19 protein-coding genes are annotated in these 24,638 nt (G+C 48.1%); 11 read left to right on the top strand and 8 right to left on the bottom strand.

From position 1 onward, the window contains the following. Positions 1-175: 175 nt before the first annotated feature. The gene (locus QUB64_RS11460; protein ID WP_333273082.1) at positions 176-1,108 is read right to left on the bottom strand and encodes an ADP-ribosylglycohydrolase family protein; all 933 of its coding nucleotides are present in this window, start codon (positions 1,106-1,108) and stop codon (positions 176-178) included. Between the two features lie 295 nt (positions 1,109-1,403). On the opposite strand from QUB64_RS11460, the gene minC reads away from it, so the two are divergent. Then, the gene (gene minC / locus QUB64_RS11465; protein ID WP_333273080.1) at positions 1,404-2,195 is read left to right on the top strand and encodes a septum site-determining protein MinC; all 792 of its coding nucleotides are present in this window, start codon (positions 1,404-1,406) and stop codon (positions 2,193-2,195) included. A 306-nt stretch (positions 2,196-2,501) separates the two neighbouring features. Here minC and QUB64_RS11470 read toward each other — a convergent pair whose 3' ends face one another. Continuing rightward, the gene (locus tag QUB64_RS11470; protein WP_333273077.1) at positions 2,502-2,696 is read right to left on the bottom strand and encodes a hypothetical protein; all 195 of its coding nucleotides are present in this window, start codon (positions 2,694-2,696) and stop codon (positions 2,502-2,504) included. Here QUB64_RS11470 and minD point away from each other — a divergent pair. Continuing rightward, positions 2,686-3,492, top strand: a complete 807-nt coding sequence (gene minD / locus QUB64_RS11475; RefSeq protein ID WP_333273075.1) for a septum site-determining protein MinD — start codon at positions 2,686-2,688, stop codon at positions 3,490-3,492. The genes QUB64_RS11470 and minD overlap by 11 nt on opposite strands. Here the strand turns inward: minD and QUB64_RS11480 are convergent. Next, positions 3,485-3,712 (bottom strand): hypothetical protein, encoded by a 228-nt coding sequence (locus QUB64_RS11480; protein WP_333273072.1) that lies wholly within the window; start codon positions 3,710-3,712, stop codon positions 3,485-3,487. The genes minD and QUB64_RS11480 overlap by 8 nt on opposite strands. On the opposite strand from QUB64_RS11480, the gene minE reads away from it, so the two are divergent. Next, positions 3,700-4,083 (top strand): cell division topological specificity factor MinE, encoded by a 384-nt coding sequence (gene minE / locus QUB64_RS11485; protein ID WP_442921650.1) that lies wholly within the window; start codon positions 3,700-3,702, stop codon positions 4,081-4,083. The two genes, QUB64_RS11480 and minE, sit on opposite strands and share 13 nt — an antisense overlap. Positions 4,084-4,355: 272 nt before the next feature. On the opposite strand, the gene QUB64_RS11490 is transcribed toward minE, so the two are convergent. Then, complete coding sequence (locus tag QUB64_RS11490; protein ID WP_333273069.1) at positions 4,356-5,525, bottom strand: DUF58 domain-containing protein; 1,170 nt, start codon at positions 5,523-5,525, stop codon at positions 4,356-4,358. Positions 5,526-5,834: 309 nt separating this feature from the next. Here QUB64_RS11490 and QUB64_RS11495 point away from each other — a divergent pair, with 309 nt between their 5' ends. From QUB64_RS11495 to QUB64_RS11515, 5 genes are all read left to right on the top strand, one after another. Continuing rightward, positions 5,835-7,142, top strand: coding sequence for a type IV pilus twitching motility protein PilT (locus tag QUB64_RS11495; RefSeq protein ID WP_333273067.1), 1,308 nt, complete (start codon positions 5,835-5,837; stop codon positions 7,140-7,142). Between the two features lie 840 nt (positions 7,143-7,982). Next, positions 7,983-9,614 (top strand): polysaccharide biosynthesis protein, encoded by a 1,632-nt coding sequence (locus QUB64_RS11500; RefSeq protein ID WP_333394065.1) that lies wholly within the window; start codon positions 7,983-7,985, stop codon positions 9,612-9,614. A 381-nt stretch (positions 9,615-9,995) separates the two neighbouring features. Continuing rightward, complete coding sequence (locus tag QUB64_RS11505) at positions 9,996-11,201, top strand: glycosyltransferase family 2 protein (RefSeq protein WP_333273061.1); 1,206 nt, start codon at positions 9,996-9,998, stop codon at positions 11,199-11,201. 155 nt (positions 11,202-11,356) lie between these two features. Then, complete coding sequence (locus tag QUB64_RS11510; protein WP_333273057.1) at positions 11,357-11,482, top strand: hypothetical protein; 126 nt, start codon at positions 11,357-11,359, stop codon at positions 11,480-11,482. A 103-nt stretch (positions 11,483-11,585) separates the two neighbouring features. Continuing rightward, a complete protein-coding gene (locus QUB64_RS11515; protein WP_333273054.1) occupies positions 11,586-12,590 on the top strand; it encodes a hypothetical protein in 1,005 nt (334 codons plus the stop codon). A gap of 583 nt (positions 12,591-13,173) precedes the next feature. Here QUB64_RS11515 and QUB64_RS11520 read toward each other — a convergent pair. The 4 genes from QUB64_RS11520 to QUB64_RS11535 form a co-directional block, all read right to left on the bottom strand. Next, positions 13,174-13,728 carry an NYN domain-containing protein gene (locus tag QUB64_RS11520; RefSeq protein ID WP_333273052.1) on the bottom strand — a complete coding sequence of 185 codons (555 nt, stop codon included), beginning with the start codon at positions 13,726-13,728 and terminating at the stop codon, positions 13,174-13,176. 325 nt (positions 13,729-14,053) lie between these two features. Beyond that, positions 14,054-14,893 (bottom strand): glutamate racemase, encoded by an 840-nt coding sequence (gene murI, locus QUB64_RS11525; RefSeq protein WP_333273049.1) that lies wholly within the window; start codon positions 14,891-14,893, stop codon positions 14,054-14,056. 376 nt (positions 14,894-15,269) lie between these two features. Beyond that, positions 15,270-17,060: an N-acetylmuramoyl-L-alanine amidase gene (locus tag QUB64_RS11530; RefSeq protein WP_333273046.1), complete on the bottom strand. Its 1,791-nt coding sequence runs from the start codon at positions 17,058-17,060 to the stop codon at positions 15,270-15,272. A gap of 1,459 nt (positions 17,061-18,519) precedes the next feature. Then, a complete protein-coding gene (locus tag QUB64_RS11535; RefSeq protein ID WP_333273044.1) occupies positions 18,520-19,542 on the bottom strand; it encodes an alpha/beta fold hydrolase in 1,023 nt (340 codons plus the stop codon). A 416-nt stretch (positions 19,543-19,958) separates the two neighbouring features. Here QUB64_RS11535 and infC point away from each other — a divergent pair, with 416 nt between their 5' ends. The 3 genes from infC (at position 19,959) to QUB64_RS11550 (ending at position 24,464) form a co-directional block, all read left to right on the top strand. Continuing rightward, positions 19,959-20,492: a translation initiation factor IF-3 gene (gene infC, locus QUB64_RS11540; RefSeq protein WP_333273041.1), complete on the top strand. Its 534-nt coding sequence runs from the start codon at positions 19,959-19,961 to the stop codon at positions 20,490-20,492. Between the two features lie 225 nt (positions 20,493-20,717). Beyond that, positions 20,718-23,774 (top strand): HEAT repeat domain-containing protein, encoded by a 3,057-nt coding sequence (locus QUB64_RS11545; protein WP_333273038.1) that lies wholly within the window; start codon positions 20,718-20,720, stop codon positions 23,772-23,774. Positions 23,775-23,987: 213 nt separating this feature from the next. Then, the gene (locus QUB64_RS11550) at positions 23,988-24,464 is read left to right on the top strand and encodes a Crp/Fnr family transcriptional regulator (protein WP_265239582.1); all 477 of its coding nucleotides are present in this window, start codon (positions 23,988-23,990) and stop codon (positions 24,462-24,464) included. Positions 24,465-24,638 lie beyond the last annotated feature (174 nt).

Here is a 24,638-nt window from a genome sequence, read left to right on the forward strand (position 1 = left end):
TATAATATTGTTTATAAAAAAAACGACAAATTTTGTGTTTTTCAAAAGTGTAAATGCTGCTTGTTTACATAATTATTTGGTCAGGTGCGGATCTGTGAGATGGTCGATTTTTATGCGGGGATTTTCGATCGCGACGCACCCTACGGCTAGTGTTGCATAAAAACTCGGTTTCTAGTCACCCGTGCGTAAGTCCTACAGTTAACAGTTGTTCGGCGAAAGATGCAATTAGAGTGAAATCGGTCAATTGCGAGATCCATTTTTGTGGTATAGCAGATTCGCCGTAAAAAGCCCCCGCCAACTGTCCGTAAACCGCACCAGTTGTATCCGCATCGTCGCCCAAATTCACGGCTAACAAACACCCTTCGGCAAAAGACGAACTGTTGTAAAATGCCCAAAGAGCTGCCTCCAAAGATTTAACCACGTAACCGGTACCCTTAATTTCAGGAGGTTGTCGCCGTTTAAAAGAACCCGCCGCAATTTCATCTATTTCTGCCACCAGGGGGTGCGCGGCCCAATATTCGGCGATCGGACAATATCTTTCCGACAGCAAAACTTCTTTACTAACTCCATTTACAGCCCCCGCAATTAAAGTACCAAAATAGCGGCAAGCATCGACGCAAGTAGCAGTACCGTGAGTAGTTCGAGAACTTTCTCCAGATTTTTGTATGACTTCTAAAGGATTTTTAGCATAAAACAAAGGTACGGGAGCCAAACGCATAATCGAACCATTTCCAGCAGCCCAAGAGTCGGTAGAACCGCAGTAAGGCTTTTTTGTATCTTGAAACAGCCAAAGTGCTTGTTGAACCGTATTGCCAATATCAAAACACTTCCCCGTACTGCTCAAATGTCCGTTTCGCTTCCACTTCACATAAGTTTCTAATTGATGGACTGGATCGAAATCTTTTTTCTCAATCAAACTTTCAGCTAAACAAAGTGCCATTGATGTATCATCTGTCCACTGTCCCGGTTGCAGGTGAAATGGGCCACCGCCAACCATATCTTTAATGGGTTCAAAGGTTCCGGGGCGACAAAACTCTAAGGTTGTTCCCAAAGCATCGCCAACTGCCAAACCGATCAAACTGCCACGATAACGTTCTATTTGCTGCATGGTAATTGTAAATTAATAATTACAGAACTTAGGAAAAAAGTGATTTGACGCGCTACTTATCGCGCTTTCGGTGCGCAGTGCACACCCTACCTTATTCTTCTCTTGATTCTCTTTCTCTGTGTTCTCTGCGCCCTCTGCGGTGAATAAAAAAAAATCTTGTTCACAAACGAAATAGAATTGTGATACCTGCCGTTAAAAATAAAAAAACCAGACTTTTCGTCCCAAAGGCTGAGACAAAAGACGACTCAAGCTAATATTGATGTTAACCTGTCCCTACCTGAGATCGAACCGTTCCATGACACCCGATGCCTCCACAGCCGCTGCTGCCGCCCCTCAATCAACGCCCGAAGTCAGCTTAGATCTGCAAGTCCGACTCAAGACAGAAGACGGACAGCTATTGTTGCTACTTCCGCCAGAAACCAACAACGAATCCGCAACTGGTACGGCATCGACTTGGACTGAACTTTGGCAACAGCTAAAAGTCAGGCTGAATGCTGGAGAACGCTTTTGGCAGCCGAATGCAGAAGTACAATTGATGGGGAGCGATCGACTTTTAGATATCCGCCAACTGCAAGAGATTGCCAATGCCCTCTTGGAAGTGGATCTGCAACTCAAACGAGTCCACACCAGCCGCCGCCAAACCGCCGTTGCCGCAGCTACGGCAGGCTATTCTGTAGAACAGCAGCCTCCGGTTTCTACCCTGAGTAAATCCGCCGACAAACCGCAATCCCTGGCGGAACCTTTATATTTGCAGATGACTGTGCGATCGGGCGTAGAAATTCGCCATCCCGGGACGATCGTACTTTTGGGAGACGTAAATCCCGGTGGCTCAGTCGTCGCCGGAGGCGATATCCTGGTTTGGGGCCGTTTGCGGGGCGTCGTGCACGCAGGTGCCGGTGGCAACACCAAAAGCGTGATTATGACCTTGCAGATGGAACCGATGGTGATTAGGATTGCTAAGTACGTTGCCAGAGGCCCAGAAACCTCACCCGCTCAGTTTTTCCCGGAAGTCGCCTATGTGACGCCTCAGGGGATTCGGATCGGTAGAGCCTCTGATTTTGACAAATCGCAGTTAATTGGTCCTTAGTCAGTAGTCAGTAGTCATTAGTCAGTAGTCAGTAGTCATTAGTCATTAGTCGTCAGTGCGAGCGTCCCGGGATGGCGAACGTTATTAGTCATTAGTCATTGGCAATACTATTGCTCTTTCAGTCGGCGCTTGATAATTTTGGTATGAGCTCAATCACTTAGTCCAGGAAATTTTCAAATTTAAGTGCAAATTCAGAGATGATTCGTAGAACAATGAGAGTTATGAGTTTTGAGTGTTGAGTTGATTCAATGAATAACAGATTGTGGCAAAATCACTAAATAATAATTGCAAATTGCCAAAAAAACATCAGACCAATGACCACCCTTCGACTTCGCGAGCGGGTAAAATGACTAATGACCACCCTTCGACTTCGCGAGCGGGTAAAATGACTAATGACCAATGACCACCCTTCGACTTCGCTCTGGGTAAAATGACCAATGACCAATGCCCAATGCCCAATGCCCAATGCCCAATCAATCTAAAATCGCTTATGGCTCGCATTATTGTTGTTACATCAGGGAAAGGCGGAGTCGGAAAAACCACATCGACAGCTAATCTCGGCATGGCTTTAGCTAAGCGGGGGCGCAACGTTGCCGTAATTGATGCCGATTTTGGCCTCAGAAATTTAGACTTACTGCTGGGCTTAGAAAACCGCATTGTTTACACGGCATTAGAAGTTCTCGCCGGAGAGTGCCGCTTAGAGCAAGCTTTGGTGAAAGACAAGCGGCAGCCGCGCTTGGTACTGTTGCCGGCGGCCCAAACTCGCATGAAAGATGCCATCAGCGCCGAGCAAATGAAGCAGCTTGTGGGGATGTTGGGAGCAAAATATGACTATATTTTGATCGACTCTCCGGCTGGAATTGAGCAGGGTTTCCAAAATGCGATCGCCCCGGCGCAAGAAGGCGTTATTGTCACTACTCCAGAAATCGCTGCTGTCCGCGATGCCGATCGAGTCATCGGCCTGCTGGAAGCCAACAACGTCAAGAAAATCCAGCTAATCGTCAACCGGATCAGGCCTGCAATGGTGCTGGCAAATGATATGATGTCGGTACAAGACGTGCGGGAAATTCTCGCCATTCCGCTGTTAGGCGTCGTTCCCGACGACGAGCGCGTCATTGTTTCCACCAACCGAGGCGAACCATTAGTATTGTCGGAAATGGCCTCTTTGGCTGGAACTGCCTTCGACAATATTGCCCGCCGCTTAGAAGGCGAAAAAGTTGAATTTCTAGATCTCAATCCCCGTCGGGAAAACTTCTTCACTCGCCTCCGCAAGTTCTTAAACACTAAAATTATGTGATGTGCTGCAATATTGGCGATCGACCTTTAACAGCAGCCACTGCATCACAAAAACTAGCCGAGATTGTTTCCAAGTGATACAAGTTCCCGAAAAGAATGAAACTGCTTTGCCAGCTCCAAACCAGACGGGAATCAATGATGCCCCAATCGAAAATCTGAAATCGACTGATTTTTTCTATGCCCAACCCTTGACAAAACCGCCAGACCCATGATATATACACTTCTCGAACGACTTTTCCCGCGCACGCCTGACAACAGCCGCGACGATGTAAAACGCCGCCTCAAACTGGTTCTAGCCCACGATCGCTCAGAGCTCAGCCCTGAAATGGTTGAGTCGATGCGCCGAGAAATTCTAGAGGTGGTGTCTCGCTACGTGGAAATCGATACTACGGAATCAGAGTTCGGCCTTGAAAGCGACCAGCGGGCCACAGCACTGATTGCAAATCTCCCGATCCGGCGAGTCAAGCCCGAGCATCCGCCGGAGAATTTGCCCTATAAATTGCCCGAGAAATTGCCCCCGAAGCGACCCGAGAATCTGGGGGACTATGTACCGGAGTATGTAGTCGAAACTCTCCCCGACACTACAGATTAACCGGGATTGACATTTTCTTGTCAGTAAACGAGTGCGATCGGCTCGCCATTGAAATTAAACTATCTCTCTACAATTAAAATCTTGTGGGGCGCGAACTCTGAGCGCGCCCCAAATATGCGATTGAAATAGGCAAAAGCTTGCCCTCTCAAATCCAGTCAATTACCCCTAAAACAATGGTTTGTAGTGAGGAATGCGAGTCCGCAGCCGGAGTGCCGACTGAAGTCCGCACTACAAACCAATAATAGAATACATAAAAACTCATCCACTTAATCTTAATAACTAATCGCTCTTTCTAAAGCATCTTGTAACTGAAGTTCTAAAGCTCTATCCGAGCGAATTTGCAAACCCGGTAAATCGTGTTTTACTAACAGTCTTTCGCCTGTTTCGGCAGTGGCACTCGGCCAGAGTACCCAACGACTACCTTGGGTAAGAGTGTTTAAACTTGCAGAGTTTTGAGTCAGCCAAATTATCGGCAGTTGCGATCGACAGTCGATCGCATCTTCGGCAGCATTAACCGCCGCCAAGGTTTCCAAAACTACCCGGTTCCCGGATACAAGTCCGGTTCGGGCAGTCCAAAGTTTGACGTTTAACAGGCGCTTGCTAGCATAGAAGTAAAGAGACGCTGCTACTGTCACGGCTCTTTCAAATTCCTCTGCTTGCCACAATGCAGCGCTGTCAAGAGCAATAATAATTTCTTGACCGCCTGCTGCAACTTCTAACTCTCTCACCCGCAGTTCTCCGTAGCGGGCGCTGGTGCGCCAGTGAATCAGGCGGGTGGGGTCTCCGTGACGGTAAGGTCTCAGGTTGCGGGTGAGGCCTTCGGTAGCGGTTTGCGATCGCAGGCGATCGTACAATTGCGGACTGTCTTCTTGACCGATGCGATCGATCAAAGGGCAAGTGCTCAACGGCAAAACCTGCGGGTAAACCACCGCCACCGCTTTTACCGGGCGGCTGCGACGGCACCAAAACAACCCTAAAGGCGCCGCCGTCCTCAAGTGCACCTCTTGCCAGCGATAGACGCCCCGCTGCGGGACTTCCACGTAGTATGTATCCCTGTATATACTTTTAGGCTCTACGATCTCGATCGGGCGGACAAGCTCTTTTCCCAATACAAACGGTAAGATGTCTACCACTTGCAACAAAGTTTTAGGTTGGCGGGCGCGATTTTCGATTTCTAGTTCCACGGTGATTTTATCGCCCGCACTCACCGGTTCGATCGGGTGGCGGCGGACTTCCAAGGAACGGAGCGATTTTGCCGGCAAAACCGCCGCTACTCCCAGCAGCGCCAAACTCCCACCGCTGAGGGCGTACAACCACCCAGACATTGTATTAGTAGCAGAACCAAAAAAGAACACCGTCATCCCCGAGAGCAGCCAACCCGCGTAGGCAGGAGTAACAGCGCGATTTTCGAGCCAGTCGGCAATTTTGTGACCGATGTTCATACAAGTTAAAATTGTTAATTAGTCGATCGCCCATCAAGCCTAATTGTAAAATATTCTCACCATTTAGCACCGAATTAGCAAGCGAGCGATTAGATTAGAAATCGGGAATTTTTTCAATGATACTTTGACCATGCCCAATAACGGATACAAGATCCCGACACTCGATCGCGCACGGTCAATCCCCAAATTTTAGACTAAGAGTTGAAACTCCCAGATTCACGGCGCTGCGAGTCAATCTCAAACTTGTACTGAGCGAAGTCGAAGTATCTCAAATCTCAAATCTCAAATCGACTGACTGGAGACTAAAAAATGAACCCCTTAAACAATCCTACACCCGTTAGACCCGACCCGATCGCCCGCCGCACACCCCCGCCCCCGCCGCCCTTGGCTGCAACTCCCGCGCCACCACCACCACCGGCGCCTGCTGCACACCCCCCTGCGCAGCAGCAGCAGCAGCAGCACCAGCACCAGCAGCGGGCTGTTGAGACTCCCGTAAGTACGATCGAACAAATGGTCAGAGATGCCCATACCGCCTCGGCTTCCGACATTCACATTCGAGTCGGCCAAGTACCTCGATTTCGGATTCGGGGCGTCATGCAAGTAGCAACCAGCCACCCCAAAGTCACGCCAGAAATTTTTGAACATTACTTAGCCGAAATTCTCAGTCCCGAACAGCGAAAACAATTTGCAACTACCAAGGAATTAGATTCAGCAATTTTTTACCCTGGCTTCGTGCGGTGTCGGCTAAACTGTTTTGATTCCCTCAGCGGCGGCGCCCTAGTATTGCGGTTGATCAGTTTGGAAATACCGACTATCGATTCCTTGAGATTACCAGAAGTTCTCAAAAATATCATTTTGCGATCGCAGGGATTAATTTTGATTACCGGGCCTACCGGTTCAGGGAAATCGACAACAGTAGCTGCGATGATCGACCACCTCAACCAGACGGAACAGAAGCACGTAGTTACAATTGAAGACCCGATCGAATTCATTCACCCTTCTAAAAAATGCTTGGTCAGCCAGCGGGAAGTCGGCTTGCACACCCACGAGTTCCAGCAGGCTTTGCGGGCAGTTTTGCGGGAAGACCCCGATGTCATCCTGATCGGGGAAATGCGCGATCGCGTTACCATCAATACAGCCTTACAAGCAGCTCAAACTGGTCACTTAGTATTGGGAACCCTCCACACTCGCAGCGCTATCAACGCTCTTAACCGCTTGTTAAACCTCTACCCGCCCGAGGAACAGCAGGCGATGCGGATTCAAATTTGCGATTCTTTAGTAGCAGTAATTGCCCAACTTTTGCTGCCAACAGTTGACAACCGCCGCGTCGCAGTTCACGATATTTTGGTGAACACGCCGGCCATGCACGATTACCTGATGAAAGGTGCTGATGATGAAGCTTTCCGGTTGATGGAAACTGATACTTATGAGGGAATGAAAATTATCAACCAGGATCTTTACAAACTTGTGCTTGAGGGCAGAGTGACGATCGAAGAAGCAACAAAAACTTCTCCCGAAGCCAGCGATTTAGACCGCCGCTTGCGGACTGGAGGCTACGAAGTTGGCTCGGCTCGCGACTTTGAAGGTAGCAAAAAAGAACGCATCGTTCGCGCCTAGTAGCATCACACATACAGGGGTAGGTACAGCAGCCCTACCCCACTAATTAATACCATTTGAGATTTGAGACTGCGGCGTCAGCGCCGTCGAACAATTTTAGATGAAAAAATTGGGAATGATATCATGTCCGGTCGATTGACCGCAATAAGTAAGGAACGCACGTGCGCCCGAAAGTCCGCAAAAAGCTGCGGACGCTAGCGTCCGCACTACGAATCGTTTTTGTTATGGTAATCGACCGGACATGATATGACTTATTGTGTATGGATTTGGAGCTTACCTACAGTTGCATTCTTTTTTGTTAATGGTATAAGTAGCAATATTTTCGGCAGACCACAATCTTGGGCGCTATTGTGCGTATCTTTACTTAAATTCTGACTATGCTTAGTAGTCTGCGATACAATCTACCGAAGTAGTAAAATGCTGTATAATCACTGTCAAGTATAATGTTAAGCTTGGTTAACGCCGATGCTACCTGATATTAACTTTAAAATTGCGTGAAGAGTCGCAGGTGATTGCAAAGAAATAGTAAAGATATGTTTTGAGTATTGCCAACAGCCAGCAACTTAAGTTTATAGTTGTATTGACAAATTTTTGACAGCAAAGGTTCCGACTTTGCCGATCGCAAAAGTAACCAGGTGAAACAAGCGCTTAATAAAACTACAAGTAGGCTGAATACAAGTAATTAGTAGGAACTCCACTCGCGTGTCTTTCCGATTAAGTCGCTTTCTGTCTAAAAAATCCTAAAATCAAGCAGACTTTAAAACATTCAGTCCCTCGAAAATCTGTTTAACAACTCGCCGATCAGGAAGCGTATTTCTCTAATTTACAGGAGCCAAGAAAGTGAACAGTGCATTTAACCCATCAGAAGTGTTTGAAGGTCCTAGCAAAGCCGAAATAATCAATCGCATCCAGCAGCTAGTTCCCCAGGGTTCTCCCGAACCGCAAAATCCTGAAATCCTAGCAGCCTTACAAACTCTCACCGCACAGCTAATCGCAGCCTATCAAGCCGACGGACAACTCGATCGCGAACCTTTTACCGACGTGCGCGATCGCAGCATTCACCTATACGCATCCGCAGTCAGTAGCAAAATCAAAGGAAAAACCATTCTCGTAACCGGCGGAGAAGGATGCGTCGGCGGTTTCCTAATCGAAAAACTCATCGAGTTAGGCGCAACTAAAATTATTTCCGCAGACAACGCCCGATGTCAAAACCCCGAAGAAACTCTCCCACACTTTAATAAAGAAGGTGCAGTAACTTTCTATGCCGCCGACATTCGCAACTTGGAGGCGCTGAAACACATATTTGAGGTAGAAAAACCAGAGATCGTTTTTCACCTAGCAGCCCAACGCCAACCCGGACTAGCTGAAATCAAAATCAGAGAAACAGTGACAACCAGCCTGTTAGGATGCAAACACGTCATCCAACTCTCCGAAGAATACGGCGTAGAAGACTGCATCTTCTCTTCCACAGGCAAAACATCTAGATATTTTACAACCGAAGTTTACGCGGCATCAAAGAAGTTTGCCGAATGGCAATTTGCTAAAGCAGCTCAAGCAGGAAACGTCACTTATGGGATGGTTCGGTTTACTCATATGTTGGAAAATAGCTTGTTTTGCGAGCAAATGTCCAAAAAAGTAGAGCAAAGTAAAATTGTCAACGTTCACGCTCCCCACCGCTACGTCACCGCTCAAAATCTTGTCGAAGCCGTACATTTATTGCTGAACTCTCTGGTGGTGTCCGTTCCCGGAAAACTGAAATTTGTCGCCGTCAGCAATCTCGGATGGCCGACAGAAACCTTGGAAGTCGCTCTTTATAAAATTCTTGAATCAGGCAAAAATCTGCCGATTTATTTTCAAGGACTTTTACCGGGATACGAAGAACCGTTTTTCCTCGGACAGTTTGACTGGAGCAACCCTACAGACATTCACCTCCTAATTAATGTTCTGGAAGATCCTTTGAGAATTGTTGACGATGCTGGCGACATGGTGACTGTAGAATTAGCTCCTTTTTCTTTGCGCGTGTTAGATCGACAAGTGTCGAACCTAGAAAACTTAATCAGCACTCCAGATTTACCGGAAGTGGAAATCAAGCACGCTCTAGTCGCAGCAGAAAAAGAAGTGATTGCTTCCTCTTTTGCGTGGAGTTCTCCCCAAGAGTTGTTGAAGATTTTGCAGTGGGGAGTCAATCCGAAGAAATTGCAAGGTTACGGAACAGAAATCGCTGACTACAGTGAGATTGTCGAACTTCTCCTGCAAGGAATCTACGGGCGGCTCAACCAAGAAGTCTTGAACAGTGCTGGAGTGACTGCTGATGAATTTGAGGACTTAATTGAGAGTCTTTCTACACTGGATTCTCTTCAAGCAGAAGTGGGATATTTGCGATCGATATCGAGATATGTCAGAGAATTTGTACCGGCGGCACAGTACACAAAAAAACAATCTGAACCTGTTCCTGTCCGCGATGCAGCGTAACTTGAAAATAGTTTAGAGGTTGCTTCGTTGTTTTTAGTCGATTAAAAGCAGAACAACCCCAAACCCGGTTTCTGTGAGATGCCGGGTTTCTTAATTGGGGGCCTGTTTGAGGTTGAATTAAGTGATTTACTTAAGATTGTAAGAATCGACATGATATGATATCATATTCGATGGAACGACTGCAATCAAATTGGTTCGATCGTTCGGAATGCAAGTCCGCTCCCAGAGAGGACTTGCATTCCGAACGATCGAACCTAATAAGGCTGATGTTTTCGGCTCAGATAGGTTAGAGATCGTTGCTCCCTGAGTTAACGAAGGTGCAAGTTGATTTAATCAACTCAATGACCGCAGCAAATTAAATTAAATTAAGGTACTAGAATTGTGCAAATAAATCAGCTAGCGTTCATATTTATTGATGTTGTACTCTTGGCGATCGCCCTAATCCTGCTAATTCCCGTTGCAGTTCTATTCCTAGAATGCAGTGCAGCTTTCTTGTCGGGCCTGAGCCCCACAGCCGAAACTCAAGAAGGGCGCCCCACAGTGGCAGTTTTAATTCCCGCGTACAACGAAGCAGCAGGAATTGGCGCCACCATCTCCACCATATTGCCGCAGCTAACACCCCAAGACCGCCTGTTAGTGATTGCTGACAACTGCACGGATGATACGGCAGAAATCGCCCGTAACTGCGGTGCAAGTGCGATCGAGCGCCACGACACAGAACGCAGGGGGAAGGGATACGCCCTGGATTTTGGCTTGACTGCGATCGCCTCAGCCCCCCCAGAAGTAATTATCATGGTTGACGCCGACTGCATCTGTGAGCCAGACGCGATCGAGAAATTAGCCCGCGTAGCAATGGCAGAACAAAGGCCAGTCCAAGCAACATATTTAATGGAACAGCCACCCAATCCTACCCCAAAAGATTCCATTTCAGCCTTAGCATTTCTAGTTAAAAACTTAGTCCGCCCCAGCGGATTAAAACAGTTAGGATTCCCATCATTGCTCACAGGTACGGGGATGGGTTTTCCCTGGTTAATCATTCGAGATGTTCCCTTAGCCAGCGGCAACATCGTCGAAGATATGCAAATGAGTTTGGATTTGGCGATCGCCGGACATCCAACCGTATTCTGTCCCGAAGCCCGAGTCACCGGATGTTTGCCGCAGCAACAGCAAGTAGCTAAAACTCAAAGAACCAGATGGGAACACGGACACCTGCAAACCTTACTAACCCAAACTCCCAGGCTGGCGACAGCTTCGATCGAGCAACAGCGTTTTGACTTAATGGCGATCGCCCTTGACTTATCCGTCCCTCCCCTATCGCTTTTAGTTGCTATCTGGGTAGCTGCTTTTGCCGTCTCCATACTAGCAGCAATCATCGGAGCATCGCCCATTCCTGCCGTCTTGTTAGGAATACAAGGACTGCTAATTTTAGTTTCAATTGTCAGCGCTTGGTCAAAATTCGGGCGTGCCGACATTTCCGGCGCAACTCTATTATCCGTACCTTTTTACATCCTGTGGAAAATCCCTTTATATCTCGGTTTTATCCTGAAGCGGCAAACCAAATGGGTGCGGACAGAACGCGATGTTTAATATTCCATAATATTCGGTAGGGTGCGTCAGCCAGATACTTGATGCAACTCGAAACTCTTGTTTCTGACGCACCTGACGATTAAGGAATAGGGTAATTCTATATTATATCTAGCTTAATCCTTTTACTCAGTAGTATCATAAAAAAATGGCGAGGCGTGCGTGTTCGAGCAAAACCCATTTCTACCTACCGTCGAGAGTTGCCTGGTTATCATGTGGCTTATCTGTGGCGGGCGATCGGCAACATTAGGTTGCTTCAGTTATCAGTGAGGATGCAGCCGTAAGATCATCTTTTATTATTTGAAGTCAAATAGCCATGAAGTCATCAGCAAAACGATACTTCAAAGCTATGATTGAATTAGTTCGCAATGAATTTTAGACGTTTTTATGGGAATCAATAAGTCAGTTTTTGCAAGTATGGCTGAGCGCAGTCACTATGAAAAACTCAAAATAACTTGGGGAAACCAATATAACATTTGGCACAATCTTCCATATCTCAATGTTTTTAATGTTAATCATATTGTTGATATAGAGGATTATATGTCTCGCATATCTCTAGCTGTTCAGGGCTATCATAAAAGTATTGAATCTTCATCTATCAAATTACTAACAATTTCCGATAAGGATAAAAATATTCTTAAGAAGACATCAATAGATTACACGGTATGCAACCGAAATGATGAGCCAATATTGTGCATTGAATTTGATGGTATGGGGGAAGGTTTTAATACGAGTCATAAATATTATGCACGAGACCAATATGGTGTTCCTGAATACAGAAAGCCCTGGATGGAACTCAAACTCAAGGTGGCTCATGGAAGCTATGTTCCCTATATAGTTGTTGGTTCTAAACAGTTTAATGATTTGCATGAAGAAGTGAAATTGACAACTGTAGATGCCTTGATTGGAAACATATTAGCTCATCAGGAATTTGATCGAAGGATAAATCATCTGGAGCAGAACCCAGCACAAGAACTCGGAATACCAGAAAAAGATTATTATGACTTATCTGACTCGCAACACAACGAGCTTATACAAGACTGGGTATTTGCTACAGAAATTGAAACAGAACTTGAAAATAACCCAGTCAAACAGAAAATAGCACTTCTTCAAGTTGAATTGTCGGCATTGAACTATCATTCTAAATGGGATTATTCACCGCCTATGGATAAGAATATCAGCCAGCAGAAAAGGATTGAGAAAATCCAAGAAGCTCTCTGGGTAATTGTAAAAACCCATATAAAATCTTCAGATCCATCGCTTAAGGATGAGCAGATAACTATTTGGCTTCCAAATTTTCAAATTCCTCATGTTGGAATGGCTGAAACTATTGCTGAAGATATTGCTCTCTTAGTTGCTCTCTTAAAGATGAAGGCTCAGAAAAGCAATTAGTAAAGTAATAAGTCCCATAACATTACGATAGACACAAAGCTGATGGCAAAATAAACAAAAAAATCTGAAGCTGGAAACTTCCAACTTCAGATTTTTACTAACTCCCCGGGTAGGATTTGAACCTACGACCAATCGGTTACACTTATCCCAACGTTTCCGAAGGGCGCGGACTATATCATCATCCCTAAAACGCAGATTTAATATCTGTCGCGGGATGTCGGGCGCTGTGAGATTTATTGGTTAGGCTCCTCATCTCTAGTCTCTGCACCTTTCCGGCTACTTGTGGTCGAAACCACTGCCTTTCGCTGGACTTGGCTCAAGATTGCCGCCACCCGAAGTGCTGCGGTTTCCTTGAATTCACCCGATTTTTCAGTATCCGTTACCGGATAAAGCTGCTATGTCACTAGGGCTTTTGGTTAATACCAAAGGCTTGCATTCATTACAGCCGATCGCTCTGCCACTGAGCTACCGAGGATTACGTGGTTTTTGTCACCCACATTTACTAATAGTAGCTGAACAGATTCGATTTGGCAAGGCCTTTGGCAAACTTTTTTTTGATCGTACAGAAAGCGGGTTTGGGCAGCTAATGCAGCCCCATTCTCATTCTGGCAAGTCGCTGCTGCGATTCTGGATCGAGGGAATTCGACAGAAAGCGACTGGAGTTTTGTTTGCGGGATTTGTGCTGGCGCTCGCTGCGGCGGGCGGTGGATTCTACGTCAGCCGCTAGTTGTTCGGCGGACATCCATTCGGCACCGTAGCCAACTACGGTCAATTGCTGCGCTCGGTCTGAGGTGGCGACAATCATCCGCCCTTTGCCTTTGATCGATCGCAACTCGTAGCGCAAACTAGCACAAGACTTTTCAATATAAGTATCTGCCGTCTGACCGAAGTCAGTGTAGTGCACTGATAAATTTTTAGTAATAATTTCTTTGACGCTGGGAGTGTCTCGATAGTGAGCGTCAAACACCAGTCGGGCTTCAAAGTCTTGAAGAGCGCTGTAGTTAACTAAAGCCTCAATCAACTCGCGGCGGGCTGTTTCGAGTTCGTCGCGATCGCGCTTCTCTCGGAGTCGAGGCCAAAGTCCAATCATGTTATAGCCGTCTACAAGTAATACTGCTTGCGATATATAGGGTGACATGGTTCAAGGCTGAAGAGCTCCAGCAGATAGAGGACGTTATTTGCATTGTTCATCAAAGCTTTTGTTAAATCTTATTACAGATTGATGATTGATTGCTACCTGCGATCGCAATAATTAAACCCCCCAAATCCCGAAAAGCCTGGAATGTGGGGGGTGATACGATTTTCGATAGGGGATTTTCGATTTTTGATAAAAGAATGGGGAATGACTTGTCACATAAGGGTTTGGAGTTTGCTTACAGTTGCATTCCTTTGGGAAACTGGTGTGGGATTTGTGCGATCCTCTTTGAGGGCTTCGCTAACGAACGATCGATAAATTTGCCAGCTTATTCGACAGATTCGACGGATACGGGCGATCGGACAACAGTCGGCAGAGATATTTTCTCAACCGCAGGAGTACAGCCCAGCCACTGCACCGACAAATCCGCAAACTGCTGCGGAGGCCCACTCACGCAAAAACGAGTCGGCAGCGCTTCCCCAGGATTCCGCAGCCCCAAAACCTCCAATTCTCTCGCCGCAGCAGCCACCACCCGCACCGCAGGATCGATTAAATTCACCCCAGCAGGCAAGAGCGATCGCAACACGGGAGCCAACAGCGGATAATGAGTACAGCCGTAAATCAGCGTATCAATCCGCTGCTGGATCAAAGGAGCCAAATATTCCCGAGCCACCTCAGAAGTATAAGGATCGTGAATCCGGTTTTGCTCCACCAGCGGCACAAAAGCCGGACAGCTAACCTGCCATACCCGACAAGAATCGTCCATTTCCAAAATCGCATTTCGATAGGCATTGCTAGCAGCCGTAGCCGGAGTTGCAATGACTCCAATCCGCTTACCTTGCTGCACCGCAGCCTGCGCCCCCGGCAGAATTACTCCGAGCACCGGAATATCAAACTCAGCCTGCACCATCTCCATCGCCAAAGCAGAACTGGTGTTGCAGGCCATAATCACCATTTTCACATCTTGTTCCACGAGCCAGGCCATAATTTCGCGGACAAAATGCACAATTTCCGACGCAGCCCGAGTGCCGTAAGGCAGCCTTGCGGTATCTCCAAAATAAAGTATTGATTCGTTGGGCAATTGTTTGTATAACTGCGTCAAAACAGTCAAACCGCCCACGCCACTGTCAAAAATACCGATTCTTTGTTGTCTGGAGTCTGTTGTCATTTGTTAGCTGTCAATAGTCTTTTGTCAATGGTCAGTAGTCATTAGTCATTAGTCTTTTGTCATTAGTCAGTAGTCATTAGTCATTAGTCTTTTGTCATTAGTCAGCAGTCATTAGTCAGTAGTCAGTAGTCATTAGTCATTTTAGCCGAAGAGCGACTGGTGCTGTATCTCGACTTCGCTCGATAACCGCGTAGCCGAAGCAAGCCGAAGGCTGGTCATTAGTCATTAGTCAGTAGTCATTAGCCATCAGTAAAATTACCAATTACCAATGCCCAATTACCAATTACCAATTACCAATTACCAATTACCAATGCCCATGCCCCATGCCCCATGCCCCATGCCCCATGCCCCATGCCCAATCCCTCAGACAATAATATTATCTTTGTTGAAGATAATATAAAATGCCACGAGCGATCGAAGCCGCCATTTGACTGCGGTAAGCTGGATCCGAAAGTCTCGCAGCATCCTCAGCGCCCGTGACAAAACCGACTTCCAGCAACACAGAAGGCATAGAACTTTTCCTCAAAACATAAAATCTCGCCTGCCGCACCCGGCGGTCTTTCGCCCCCGTCCCATCCAAAATACTGGCGTGAATCACCCGGGCTAAATCTTCCCCGCTATCGAAATAATAAGTCTCAATCCCGCTAATATCGGGGCGACTCATGTTGATCGCGTTGGCGTGAATGCTGACAAACAAAGTAGCATTCACCCGCGATGCCAGAGCAACTCTCGGTTCCAGGTCAATTTCGCTGTCGTCAGTCCGAGTCATCACGGCTTGCACGCCTTGTTGTTCCAGCAGCCTCGCCACCTGATAGGAGATATCTAAAACAATCTCCTTTTCTTGAATACCCTGAATGCCTACAGCACCTGGATCGCGGCCGCCGTGGCCGGGATCGATCGCCACTACGACGCGGCGGTTAGAAGCTTGGGGCAAATCACCCGCTCCGATAGTCCTTCTCGGCAACGGCTGCGGATTTGGATCGCGAGTCACAGGCTGCTGCGCGCTAGCATTGGACGATCGCAACTGCAAAGACAGCATCTGCGGGTTCGGTCTCGTCACCCTGCCTACCTGTACCCCCGATCGCGGCTGCACCCAAATCACCACAGTCTCCGCGTCTTCCTGGCTAGCAGTAAACGATACAGGACTGTTGCCATCGAGCTGAGGAATTTGCCCCGTCAGGGAACTAGAGGCGACTCTGATCCAGTAAGCTCTCGACGCCTGGTCCCACCCGCTGGTATAGGAGACTTGGCGGTCAGTTCTCACCACCAGTTGCGAGCCGTTACTGGCTAAATCAATGGACTGAACTCTCGCTAAAGTTCCCTGAGCTGGTCTCCCAACAGGTATAGGCCCTGAACGCGTGAGAATTGGCCCGCTCGTGCCCCCTGGCGATAGCACAACCGATCCCGAATTGCTCACAGACGCGCGCCACTGAGTATTAGAACTCTTCATCCGCAAAGTCACGCGGGTAACGGGCGGGTCTGTTGGCAATTGCCTGACTTCAATCTTGTCAACCCCGTGCTTGCCGTTCGTTTGAGGTTGTTGGCCGCCCGCGCCCGGAGCTAAAGTAGCTCCTTCTATATCGAGGGTGGCGATGTCCCCGGCTCGGCTTTGTTGAAAATTAATTTCGGGGCGGCCGCCCGCAGTGCGGACTAAAAAACCGTCCGCCGTCACCTGAACGTTCTGAACTACAGTCGCCTCGGCAGACTGGGCGGACTGTGGTGAAGGTTCAACCGATAACCTTTCTCCCCCGGGTTCTGAAATCGGATTTTGACTTTCTCCTGGGACTGGTGCGGGCAAATCCACTGTCCACTCGCTGGCAGAAATCCCCCGAAATTTTACTTGCTGGGGGTCTAGTGTAAACCCGTCTCTGAGCTCGACTACAATTCTGGTTGTATCGTCGTCAAACTGCCCTACTCGCACAGATTCGATCGCCCCTGAGAGCGGTTTGCTGACTGAGGGACTGCCCAGACTCGTCCCCGGTAAGTCGATTACCAACCGCGTGGGGTTGAAAATCAGTTGAGCTTTGGGTTGCACTCCCCCCTCTGTTCTAATGTAGAGCCGGTTCTCTGAAGCATCAAACCGCCAAGATTGCAGTCTGGCTGCTTCGGCGGCTCCGGCGAGCAAAAATACACTTAAGAAACTCGGTAGTAGCCAGTGGAATTTCACGACAGTTTTTTCCTCGTTTGCGTTACTGCTAAAAGCTGGAAGGGTGCTGCTTGCCCGATCGGCTTTCAGCAGTTAGCCGCCAGCAGGCCGGGGGCACCGGGGCCGTCAGTTGTTGGCTAAATTGACTTTTTTATGCGTTAACCGGCTCCCAAATGCCATAATCTGGCATTTGGGAACTTTCCCCTATACTTGGGGGCGATCGGTTATAAGCTGACTGAGAAATTTTTGGCACAAGGGAAGGTATTTATAGCATTCGGAAGAAGGAAGTTCGGCAACGGATTCGCAAGCACGGATTTAACGAATTTAACGGAGGTCAGAAGTCAGAAGGCTTTAGTTATCGTCGCCAGATAAGTCAGAACCAATAAAAGCAAGGGTTTCAGCAATTAATAACCTCCTCACCGTCGGGTGTGGCTCCTATTTTTAGGAGCAAGAAACACCTGGTTTCTTGAAGTTAGAAGTTAGAAGTTAGAAGTGAGAATTTTACGGAGCTTCAAGGAATCGGTTTTAGAGGTCTTTAATATTGGCGCATATCGTTACGGCTAGGGTAATAATACGCTTGACAGTTGCGTTTTATTCTAACTTTTCATAGACCACCTCGACTACTTAACAACCTACCTCGGTAACAATCCGGATTTCCCAGATTGAGGTAACTTTTGAAGGCCGCTAAATGTTACTCCCCGACCAACTGGTATATCCTTTGGGAAAAGCCTTTTTCCTGACAGCTTGACAGTTAAATACAACTACATAGCGCCCCTTCTCTCTTTTTTTCTTGAATTTTTATAGTCAGGGATTTTCGGTGCTGCTTGAAATTTAGTTGGGCGATCGCCGCGCCCGCGCCCGATGACACTATGATAGCTAGTCCATGCTTTTTGCAGTAACCGGAGAGTGTTTTGTGTCACCGGGCGCGGGCAATGCTTTGTCATCACTCTTTGATCTGGTACGATCGACACCCTGAGCATTGGTTGGTTGACGGGGGAAAAAGTTTTGACGGTAGATATAGTTATCGCAGTTGTCAAGTTTTTTGGACAGTAAAAACAATCGATCGGCTTCTGGATAAAACCTGTGATTTGGTTTGATGACCTGCCTTTCGAGTAACTGCATAACTTGTATATAATACTACCAGTTAGAGAAGATACACTATCTTGGCGATTGTGTCAATCTCTTAGTTTCTGAAACAAGCGACGATAAATAAAGGTAGATAAATGACCTGACACAAAGACGGAGACTCGCTTTCCCACAAGCATCGCCGAGAGCAAAAAAGTTGAGAGATTTAGTTCAAGTCCCCATGAGTGACCCTAAAGTCAATCTCAAATCTCCAATGCGAAAATCGACTGACTTTCAAGTGAGGCAAACTTTGTAATAACATACCACCGGGCGCGATCGACTTTTAACAACTTTATTTGGGAGCGGGATCGATACCTGCAAGTTATTTTGGTCAATTAGCACCGCCCCGTGTCAATCAACAGCGTTGCAACGATCGATCGCCCGTAGCTGCAAAATTCCGGCCGCTCCAGTTCAAAATTGCTTGATTTACTTGTTCTGGGCATTCATCCTGGGGACAGTGGCCCGCATTGTCTAATTCAACTAGCTCTACATACTTGGGATTGCATTCTACAAATTGGTGGGGCCGGGCGAACCGAGGGGGAATCATCCGGTCTTGTTTGCCCCAAATTAACAGCATCGGGATTGTTAAATTTCGCAGCACAGTCTTGACACCGGGGCCGACTTGTGCGTTGCCTACAGCTTTAAATAAAGCGCAGAAGGCGCGGGCGGCTCCCCGATCGCCCGCAGGCCCTGCTAGAATTTCCACTAATTCGTCGGTAACAGCTTCCCGGTTGGCGTAGGCAAAGCCCACCCAGTGGCGGACAAAGGAAGGCTTGCGGGCTAAAGAAAACAGAGGCCTGAGTATGAGCGGGGAAACAAACAAACTTTCCACCGCCACGATCGCCGGTAACAGCCATTCTGGCACCGCCTCCGATCGCACAGAGGGGTCTGGGAGGCTAATCATCACCGTCCCGGCTACCATCTCGGGGTGAGCCGCAGCGACGGCCAGACAAATCAGCGAGCCGATCGAATTTCCTGCCAATATGACTGGTTCTCGGATAAAAGTCAGCCAAAAATCATAAACTTGATCGACCCACACCGACACGTCGTAGTCGATCGGAGCTTTTTGGGAAGCGCCAAAACCCAACAAATCCAAGGCGTAAACCGTGTGGTTTTCGGCGAGGGGGGCGAGATTTTGGCGCCAATGACCGATCGACGCTCCAAACCCGTGCAGTAAAATAATCGGTGTTCTCGATGTGTCGGAGGCGATTGGTTCGGCCTGGGAATCTGGAAATTCGATCGCGCCTTGATGCGATGCCCTATTCGGTCGTAAATAAGTGTAGCGAGTTTGCCACCCCCGCCACATCCAGTCTCGTTGACTTCCCACCCGTTGGTGCCAGTGCAGAGAATTTGTCAATTTTGCCTCAGCTCGCAACATAAATTTACACTTGGTTATACGTATTCTACAAGGCAAATCAGGCGACTTGGGGGACTTGCCAGACCGGGCTTTCTGGGGTGCGAAAAGCTGTGAGACATGATTTTTAAGGCTTTACACGGAATTTTTGACCGTTTTGTCATCAATCTGGCACGGGGGCGGGCGATCGTGTGTGAAGTTAAAATAAAACTACGCAGAAACTCAGCCAGACTGAGTAGAATAGCAAGTATTGTAAGACTATTTTACGATCGTTCAAATATTCCCCAACGATAACGCTGAGGGGAGACAGGGCGCGGTAGTACGTCCGGTAAGGGTAACACCTTACAAAATAGCTCGATCGGACAAAGTGAAATATTGGCCGCTCAAACCTGTAACTATCAAGAAGCTTCGCTATTAAACTACTGCTTGTAAAACCATTCATGCCTGTGATTGAAAGAAGACAAAATCGCAATCTACCCCAGATCAACGAAAACATTCGATACCCCAAAATCCGGGTGATCGATACCGACGGCGCGCAACTAGGGATATTGACGCCTGCAGAAGCGCTGCGTGTGGCAGAAGAAAAAGAACTCGACCTCGTACTTGTCAGCGACAAAGCTGACCCGCCCGTATGCCGGGTGATGGACTACGGGAAGTACAAATTCGAGCAGGAAAAGAAAGCGCGAGAAGCAAAGCGGAAGCAGCACACTGCTGACGTGAAGGAAGTGAAGATGCGCTACAAAATAGAAGAACACGACTACCAAGTGCGCCTCAAGCTAGCAGACCGCTTTATCAAATCTGGGGACAAAGTAAAAGCCACGATCATGTTCAGAGGTCGGGAAATCCAACACAGCAACCTAGCAGAGGACTTGCTCAAGCGCATGGCCACAGATTTGCAGGAAATCGCAGAAGTGCAGCAAGCCCCGAAAAAAGAAGGACGCAGTATGATGATGCTGCTGTCGCCGAAAAAATAGCGCTCGCGTGATTAGTCATCAGTCATCAGTCAATAGTAATAGACTGGTGACGGTGGACTAATGACGCCGCCCAAAAACGGATATAAGTTTCCGACAAAAGTCGTGGAGGGCCAAAACCAAAATTTGAGACCAGAGTTACAGATCCCAGATGTATCTGTGGAGTAAATCTCAAATCTCAAATCTCAAATCTCAAATCTCAAATCGGGATCTTAACGCACGAGAAGCATGGAAAATTTTCAAATCAGCGCGATCGCGGGAGCAGGAAAAGGAGTGCTGCGATCGCTCAACCTGCGATCGGAAGAAGTAGAACGAACCGTACTGATGTTCCTGGTCTACACTCTAACCTCCGTCGGGCTGATCTGGCTGGAACTCAGCACGGTAGGTCTGTTTTTAGACGAATTCGGTGCGGACAAAATGCCCTTTATCTATATAGCCAGCGCCTTTATCGGTTCTGGTTTGGGATTTGTCTACTCGTGGCTGCAAAAAATCCTGCCGCTGAGGCGCACCGTTGTAGTTGTTCTGGGAATGATGTCGGTACCGCTATTTTTGTTTAGATTCGGCATCGGCTACGAAAATACTAAGATAGCTGGCATCAGCATCGCTTTTATTACTATTTTTTTGATGTGGCTGTGGGTGGAAGCTTGCTATGTCCTCAACGACCTCAATACTTCCATCACTTCCAACCAACTGTTTAATATTAGAGAAATCAAGCGCACCTATCCGCTAGTCAGCAGCGGCTATCTAGTCGCTGGAGTAGTCAGCGGGTTTTCTCTGCCGGTTTTGCTCTACGTAGTCGGACTCAAAAACGTTACCCTGATATCGGGGTTGATGGTGGCGACAGGCTCGGTGTTGCTGTACTACCTCACGGAAAAATACCGCCAAGCATTCCCGGAAACGGCTCACTGGACAGATGACGACGAAGACGACGACCAACAAGAATTTACCGCCCGCAAAGTTACAGGCCCGCTGCAAAAATACGCCATACCTCTAGTCAGTTTCTTCGTCCTTGCAGAAGTCCTCTATGTTCTGGTAGATTTTCAATTCTACAGCCAGCTAGAATATCAAAACCCTTCGGACGGTGCCAGTGGGGCTAGCTGGATTGCTAGCTTTCTGGGGATTTACGAGGGGATTCAAGGCCTGTTTCAAGTGGCGACTCAGTGGTTCGCATCGAGCCGCTTGGTAGAAAGAATCGGTGTATTCGTGACGGCGATGATTTTGCCGGCGGGAATCGCGATACTGGGGGTGCTGACCATCGGAGCATCCCTGGGCCAGCTAGTGTCTGTGTTCATCGGACTGATATTGCTGAGATTTCTCGACGAACTGCTGCACTACACGCTGTTAGAAACTGTCAGCCCGGTTTTATTCCAACCGATTCCCGACAATATTCGATCGGGCATTCAAACTCTAGTCAACGGTGTGGGCGAACCTTTGTCCTGCGGAGTGACAGGAGTAGGCATCCTGATTATGCTGTGGGTGACAGACAAGGTACTGCCCCACCAGGACGAAAAGGATACGGTATTTCATGACAACCAAAGCTTGATATTTATTGGCGCGATCGTACTTTTGGCGCTGGTGTGGCTGTTTGTGGTGTGGCTGATCCGCTCTCAATACGTGGGTTTGTTGGTCAAAAGTGCGGAACGGGGCCGCTTGGGCGTCACCGACGTTGACCTCAAAGCTCTCAAGCGCGCAGTGGTGGAAACTCTGGAAAAGCCGGGGGGCGAAGATGAAAAGCGCTCTTGCATAGAACTGCTGACGCAAATTGACCCCAAAAATGTCGGGGAAGTTCTCGCTCCGATCCTCGATTCGCTCCCCCCAGCGTTGCAGCGCCAGAGCTTGGAAACAATGCTGCAACACCCGAACCCGGAATATTTAGAAGCTGTCCGCGCACTCTCGCAGCAATCCTTGCCGCCGGAGGTGCTGGCCTTGGCTTTGCGCTACATCTGGCTGACGGAGGCTGAACCGAATATTGACAGCTTGCGGCCTTACTTGCAGCCGACTGTCGATCCGGTTGTACGGGGTACGGCGGCTGCTTTAATTATGAGAAGGGGCGATCGCCAGCAAAAGGCAGAGGCTACTAACACGCTACGCCAAATGCTGACCCACAAGCTCGAGCGGGAACGGGTGATGGGGACGCGGGCTCTGGGAGAGGCTGATTATTTGCAAGGACTGCGGCTTTACATCCCCAATCTGTTGCAAGATGAATCTCTGCGAGTGCGCTGCGCTCTGTTAGACGTGATTTCTTCTACTCATTCGGAAGAATATTATCCTTCGCTGCTCCGCGGACTCGGTTACAAATCAACTCGGGAAGCGGCTTTGCAGGCGATCGTCAAACTTCACAACGATGCGATTCCTTTGCTGGTGTATTTGGCTGAGGATATCCATAAGTCAGATTTGGTCAGATTGCAAGCTTGGACTGCTCTGGGTCAAATTGGGACTGTAGAGGCGATCGACATTTTGGTTAGCAATTTGATGACGGCTTGGGGAACTACCAGGCGCAACATCCTCCGCATCCTGTTGAAAATGCCCTCGGAAGCGGGGATAGAAGGGGTTCTAGACCGCATCGGTCGCAGCGGCTTGGAAACTCTCATCGAACAGGAGTTGATGTTTATCGGTCAAATTTATGCAGCTCTGGTGGATTTGTCTGGGGTAACAACCTACAGCAATTTCTCCGCTCGAGATGCCAGCAGGGGTGCACCCGAGAACGATACGGCTCAATTGTTGCAGCGCGCTCTGGCGGGGTTGGAGGCTGATGCTAAGGATCGGTGTTTTTTGCTGATGAAGTTTCTTTATCCGCTGGACACCGTACAAGCTGCTGCTTTTAACATCGCTTCGGGCCAACCTTCTTTGGTGGCTAGGGGATTGGAAATTCTCGACAATACTGTGGATATCGCTAAGAAGCGATCGCTGATCAATTTGTTGGATCAGCACTCGGAAAGAGAAAAATTGAGCAATCTCTCCGAATTGATGGTGTACAAACCTCTCGCCCCGAGCGATCGTTTGCGCCGTTTGCTGGAATTGCGCCATTTCCTTTCGGATTGGACTTTAGCTTGCTGTTTTCACTTGGCGAGAGAAGCGCGTTGGAGTCTTACCGCCCAACAAACTCTCGTCTGTCTGCAACACCCGACGGGTTTTGTCCGCGAAGCAGTGTTAGCCTATTTGAAAATAGCTTCGCCGCGGGCTTTGCTCGAATTGTTGCCGAGGCTGCAAAATGACCCCGATAATTTGGTGTCAGCTCAAGTTGAAGAGATGATGGCAGAGTTGGGGAGTGGGGGGAAAAGGTAAAGAAGGAAGAAGGAAGAAGGAAGAAGGAAGAAGGAAGAAGGAAGAAGGAAGAAGGAAGAAGGAAGAGGGAAGAAGGAAGAGGGAAGAAGGAACAAAAAGAAACTATGCCCAATGCCCAATGCCCAATGCCCCATGCCCCATGCCCCATGCCCAATGCCCAATGCCCAATTCCTCTTCCTTTGTTTAAGTCTAAATTAATCACTGCGTCGCATTATGTTAACTAGCGTCGAACGCCTATTGTTTGTCAGGGAAGTTCCCATTTTTAAGGAACTGCGAGATGATTTTCTCGTGCGTCTAGCATCGGTAATGGATGAACTTTCGTTTCCTTCCAAGCACAGGATTTTTACGGAAGGACAAGAAGGCCGATCGCTCTATATCTTGGTATCGGGTACGGTGCGGGTGCATATAGGCGATCGGGATTTGGCACAGTTGAAGGCGGGGGCTTGTTTCGGGGAAATGTCGCTGTTTGATGCGGAACCTCGATCGGCTTCTATTTCGACTCTGGAACAATCCGAGTGTTTGATGCTGACTCAAATGCAGCTTTATGATGCGATCGATGAAACGCCGGGAATTGCTGTTAATATTATTCGCTTGCTGTCGCGCCGGATTCGTGAGTTGAATATTAAGTTGAATGCTAAAGAGGCGGTTATGCCACCGACAGAGACTGCTAGAGTTGCTGAAATGCGGTAACTGTTGGTAATTGGGAATTGTTTTTTGATCGAACCTGGATAATTCGTTTGTAGTGAGGACTTCAGTCCTTCTTGAATGCGGACTAAAGTCCTCACTACGAACCTGGATAATTCGTTTGTAGTGAGGACTTCAGTCCTTCTTGAATGCGGACTAAAGTCCTCACTACGAACCTGG

The sequence above is a fragment of the Microcoleus sp. Aus8_D2 genome, from assembly GCF_036702665.1.
Classification (GTDB): domain Bacteria; phylum Cyanobacteriota; class Cyanobacteriia; order Cyanobacteriales; family Microcoleaceae; genus Microcoleus.